Source organism: Lactobacillus nasalidis (assembly GCF_016587775.1).
Taxonomy (GTDB): domain Bacteria; phylum Bacillota; class Bacilli; order Lactobacillales; family Lactobacillaceae; genus Lactobacillus; species Lactobacillus nasalidis.
In genome coordinates this window covers 1-4,806 of sequence record NZ_BOCG01000381.1, presented here as the reverse complement: position 1 = coordinate 4,806, position 4,806 = coordinate 1, and the positions used below count along the sequence as shown (strand labels likewise).

The window sequence follows — 4,806 nt, the reverse complement described above, 5'->3', positions numbered from 1 at the left end:
CGCCTGGTCGTGAAGCTTACCCAGGTGACGTCTTCTACCTGCACTCACGTTTGCTGGAACGCAGCGCCAAGCTGAGCAAGGACTTGGGCGGCGGTTCGCTGACTGCTTTGCCGTTTATTCAAACTGAAGCCGGCGACATTTCTGCCTACATTCCAACCAACGTTATTTCTATCACTGACGGGCAGATCTTCCTGCAAAGCGACCTGTTCTTCTCAGGTACCCGTCCAGCCATTGACGCCGGGGCTTCTGTTTCCCGTGTCGGTGGGGCGGCGCAGATTCCTGCCATGAAGAAGGTTGCCGGTACTTTGCGGACTGACCTGGCTTCATACCGGGAACTGGAAAGCTTTGCCCAATTCGGCAGTGACCTTGACCAGGCTACGCAGGCCAAGCTGGCCCGTGGCCGGCGGACTGTTGAAGTTTTGAAGCAGCCGCTGCACAAGCCGGTTCCGGTTGAAAAGCAGGTTGTTCTGCTTTACGCTCTGACGCACGGCTTCATGGATGCTGTGCCGGTTGACGATATCGGCCGCTTCGAGCAAGAGCTCTACACTGACTTTGACGCCAACCACGCTGATTTGTTGGCAGAAATTAAATCAACTGGCAAATTGCCAGACGAAAGCAAGCTTCAAGAAGCTATTCAACAATTTGCATCCAGCTTTTCATCAAGTAACGAATAGGAGGTAGACTATGCCTGCATCTTTACTTGAATTGAAGAAAAGAATTGCTTCTGTCAAGCAAACGAGTAAGATCACTGAAGCCATGCACATGGTTTCAGCGGCCAAACTGAACCAAACTGAAAAACGGGACAAGGGCTACCAGGAATACAACCAGCTGCTGCACCAAACCGTGTCGCGGCTGATGAGCGCCAGCGTGATCAACCACCTGAACAAGGCCAACTACCGGCTGACTCAGGACAACATTGACAGCATCGACTACGATGACGTCTTCGGAATGGGGATCATTTCCGACATGATCAAGCCGCGCGAAGAAGTTCGCTCGGTTGGCTACCTGGTAATCACTGGCGACCGGGGCCTGGTTGGGTCCTACAACAGTTCGGTCATCAAGCAGATGATGAGTTTGGTTGCCGATGACAAGATTCAAGGCCGTGAGTCGAAAATCCTGTCAATCGGCAGCGTTGGCTCGCAATTCTTCAAGAAGAACAACTTGAATGTTGTTTATGAAAAGGACGGCGTTTCCGACGTGCCAACGTTCAAGGAAACCCTGCCGATCGTTTCAACCGCCATCAAGATGTACTTGAACGGCGTCTACGATGAATTGTACGTTTGCTACACTCACCACGTTAATTCCTTGTCATCTGCCTTCCGGGCAGAAAAGATGCTGCCGATCGTCGACTTGGACATCGGTACCATGGAAGCCAAGGAAAGCAAGAAGATCGAATTTGAAGTTGCACCTGACATTGACAGCGTTCTGGCAACGCTTTTGCCGCAGTTCGCGCGGGCAGAAATCTATGGCGCTATTTTGGACGCCAAGACTGCTGAACACGCCAGCTCAATGACGGCGATGAAGAGTGCCACGGACAATGCCAAGGACCTTGTTTCCAGCCTCAGTCTGCAAATGAACCGTGCAAGACAAGCACAAATCACTACTGAATTGACTGAAATCGTCAGTGGTGCAAATGCACTTAAATAAGAGAAAAGGAGGTAGAAGTTTGAGTCAAGGTGAAATCGTTCAGGTAATTGGACCAGTTGTTGACGTTAAGTTCCCAATTGGCAAAGACTTGCCGGACATCAACAACGCTCTGAAAGTTATCAAGTCAGAGACTGAGTCAATTACTCTTGAAGTTACTCTTGAACAAGGCGATGGCGTTTTGCGCTGCATCGCGATGGAATCTACCGATGGCCTTCGTCGTGGGATGAAGGTTGAAGACACGGGAAGCTCAATTTCCGTACCAGTTGGTCCAGACACTTTGGGCCGGGTCTTCAACGTTTTAGGTCAACCAATTGATGGTGGTCCGGAATATCCAGCTGATCACCCTCGTTCTGGGATCCACAAAGAAGCACCTAAGTATGATGAATTAACTACTAGTCGTGAAATTCTGGAAACTGGCATCAAAGTTATTGACTTGCTTGAACCATATCTTCGTGGTGGTAAAGTCGGTCTGTTCGGGGGTGCCGGGGTTGGTAAGACCACGATCATCCAGGAATTGATTCACAACATTGCCCAAGAACACAACGGTATTTCCGTCTTTACCGGTGTCGGTGAAAGAACCCGTGAAGGTAACGACCTTTACTTCGAAATGAAGGCATCCGGCGTTTTGGACAAGACTGCCATGGTCTTTGGGCAGATGAACGAGCCGCCTGGTGCCAGAATGCGGGTTGCGCTGACTGGTTTGACGATCGCTGAATACTTCAGAGACGTTGAAGGCCAAGACGTGCTGCTCTTTATCGACAACATCTTCCGGTTTACCCAGGCTGGTTCCGAAGTTTCCGCCTTGCTGGGCCGTATTCCAAGTGCCGTTGGTTACCAACCGACTCTTGCAACTGAAATGGGTCAATTGCAAGAAAGAATCACTTCAACCAAGAAGGGGTCAATCACTTCCATTCAAGCCGTTTACGTGCCTGCCGATGACTACACTGACCCAGCGCCAGCAACGACTTTCGCGCACTTGGACGCCACGACCAACTTGGAACGTAGCCTGGTTGAACAAGGTATCTACCCGGCCGTTGACCCGCTTGAATCAACTTCCAGTGCCCTTGACCCGGAAATCGTTGGTCAAGAACACTACGATGTTGCCACCCGTGTTCAACACATTCTGCAACGCTACCGCGAACTGCAAGACATCATTTCCGTTTTGGGTATGGATGAATTGTCAGACGAAGAAAAGCTGGTCGTTGCCCGGGCTCGTAAGATTCAGTTCTTCTTGTCACAAAACTTCTTCGTTGCCGAAGTCTTTACCGGCGTTCCAGGTTCATACGTTCCGATCAAGGAAACGATCAAGGGCTTTAAGATGATCCTCGATGGCCATCTTGACGACCTGCCTGAAGATGCCTTCAGAGGCGTTGGCCCAATTGAAGACGTTTTGAAGAAGGCGCAAAAGATGGGGGTTACCCCAAGCGATCCAGAAGCAAAAGCCTTATTAGAAAAGTAGGGTGATGCACGATGGCAGAACCAGAGAAACTGTTTAAGATCAATATCGTCACGCCAAACGGGCTAATCTATTCTCACCGTGGCAGTTCCGTCTCAATGCGGGCTATCGATGGTGACCGACAGATTTTATATAACCACCTGCCGATTTTAACCCCTTTGACAATTGGTGAAGTTCGGGTACAGCGCGGCGCCGATGTCGACCACAAGGTGGACCACATCGCGGTCAGCGGCGGGATCATCGAATTTGCCAACAATGTCGCGACGATTATTGCCGACAACGCAGAACGTGCACGCAACATTGACCTCAGTCGGGCCGAAGCTGCCAAGCAGCGGGCCGAGGCTCACATCAAGGAAGCCAAGGAAAAGCACGACGAACAGTCATTGGAACGGGCCCAAATCGCTTTGCGGCGGGCCGTAAACCGGATTCACGTTTACGATGCGCTGCATAAATAAGGGAAAAGAGCGGATTTATTCCGCTCTTTTTTTATGGTAAATTTAACATGAGACAACTTGGAATTCATGCAATCATCAGCTTGGTGATCTATTTTGTTTGCATTGCCTTAGCTTTTCAAGCGGTGAAAACCGTCAGAATCGAGAAGATCATCCGGACCAACCGGGTTTTTGAAGCACAGGTCTTTTTGATTTTCATGGCGATTGCCCTGGGCTATTCAGTCGGCCAATTTTTGATCGCCTTGATAGATACTTCATTACAACTGTCGAACCTATTTTAAAAATAGGTTAAAGCTAAGCGTAATCCGCTAAGCAGAGCGCTTTTATGGTACAATTAAAATTAATATGTTATGGAGGAAATAGACGTGTCAAAAGATATTGGTATTGATTTGGGGACCGCGAACGTTTTGATCAACGTTTCCGGAAAAGGCATTGTGATCGACGAACCATCAGTTGTTGCCGTGGATACGAACACGAACAAGGTGGTGGCGGTCGGCACTGAAGCTTATGAAATGGTTGGCCGTACTCCTGGCAACATCCGCGTTATCCGTCCGCTGAAGGACGGGGTAATTGCCGACTTTGACATTACCGAAGCCATGCTGTCATACTTTATTGAAAAGCTGAACGTCAAGGGCTTTATGAGCAAGCCGAACATTCTGGTCTGCACGCCGACTGGCGTGACTTCGATCGAGCAGAAGGCGATCATCCAGGCGGCTGAAAAGTCAGGCGGCGGCAAGGTTTACTTGGACTACGAGCCGAAGGTGGCCGCGGTTGGTGCTGGTTTGGACATCTTCAAGCCGCAGGGCAACATGGTTATCGACATCGGCGGGGGGACCACGGACATCGCGATTTTGTCAATGGGCGAGATCGTGACTTCAAAGTCGCTGCGCTATGCCGGCGACCGGATGAACCAGGCAATCGTCAATTACATCAAGACGCACCACCAGCTCTTGATTGGCATGCGGACGGCTGAAAGCATCAAGATCGAAATCGGCGCCGCTACCGCTCCTGATCCGGACGCCAACATGACTGTCCGGGGCCGGGACACGATCGATGGTCTGCCAAAGCAGATCACGGTAACCAGCGCCGAAGTCACTGAAGCCCTGCAGGACGGCCTGCAGACGATCATCACGGCTACCAAGCAGGTTCTGCAAGAGACGCCGCCGGAACTGTCAGCCGACATTATCGACCGCGGCATCATGATCACTGGCGGTGGCGCCTTGCTCAAGAACATTGACAAGCTGATCGCCG

The 4,806-nt window shown here is 50.7% G+C and carries 5 protein-coding genes and 1 pseudogene; all 6 read left to right on the top strand.

The window, feature by feature from the left end:
- Positions 1–674 (top strand): annotated as a pseudogene (locus lacNas_RS14260) (F0F1 ATP synthase subunit alpha); the annotation flags it as partial.
- 10 nt (positions 675–684) lie between these two features.
- Complete coding sequence (locus tag lacNas_RS07015) at positions 685–1,647, top strand: F0F1 ATP synthase subunit gamma (protein WP_201331218.1); 963 nt, start codon at positions 685–687, stop codon at positions 1,645–1,647.
- Positions 1,648–1,666: 19 nt separating this feature from the next.
- The gene (atpD, locus tag lacNas_RS07010) at positions 1,667–3,106 is read left to right on the top strand and encodes a F0F1 ATP synthase subunit beta (RefSeq protein ID WP_201331217.1); all 1,440 of its coding nucleotides are present in this window, start codon (positions 1,667–1,669) and stop codon (positions 3,104–3,106) included.
- An 11-nt stretch (positions 3,107–3,117) separates the two neighbouring features.
- Positions 3,118–3,558 (top strand): F0F1 ATP synthase subunit epsilon, encoded by a 441-nt coding sequence (locus lacNas_RS07005; protein ID WP_201331216.1) that lies wholly within the window; start codon positions 3,118–3,120, stop codon positions 3,556–3,558.
- Positions 3,559–3,605: 47 nt separating this feature from the next.
- Entirely contained in the window at positions 3,606–3,836 is a 231-nt protein-coding gene (locus lacNas_RS07000; RefSeq protein WP_201331215.1) for a DUF1146 family protein, read from the top strand.
- 84 nt (positions 3,837–3,920) lie between these two features.
- A partial coding sequence (locus tag lacNas_RS06995; RefSeq protein WP_201331214.1) for a rod shape-determining protein occupies positions 3,921–4,806 on the top strand: 886 nt, incomplete at its 3' end.

Bases quoted from the DNA above. Each gene is read 5' to 3' on its own strand.
- lacNas_RS07015 (WP_201331218.1), top strand. From the start codon at position 685: ATGCCTGCATCTTTACTTGAATTGAAGAAAAGAATTGCTTCTGTCAAG.
- lacNas_RS07005 (WP_201331216.1), top strand. From the start codon at position 3,118: ATGGCAGAACCAGAGAAACTGTTTAAGATCAATATCGTCACGCCAAAC.
- lacNas_RS07000 (WP_201331215.1), top strand. From the start codon at position 3,606: ATGAGACAACTTGGAATTCATGCAATCATCAGCTTGGTGATCTATTTT.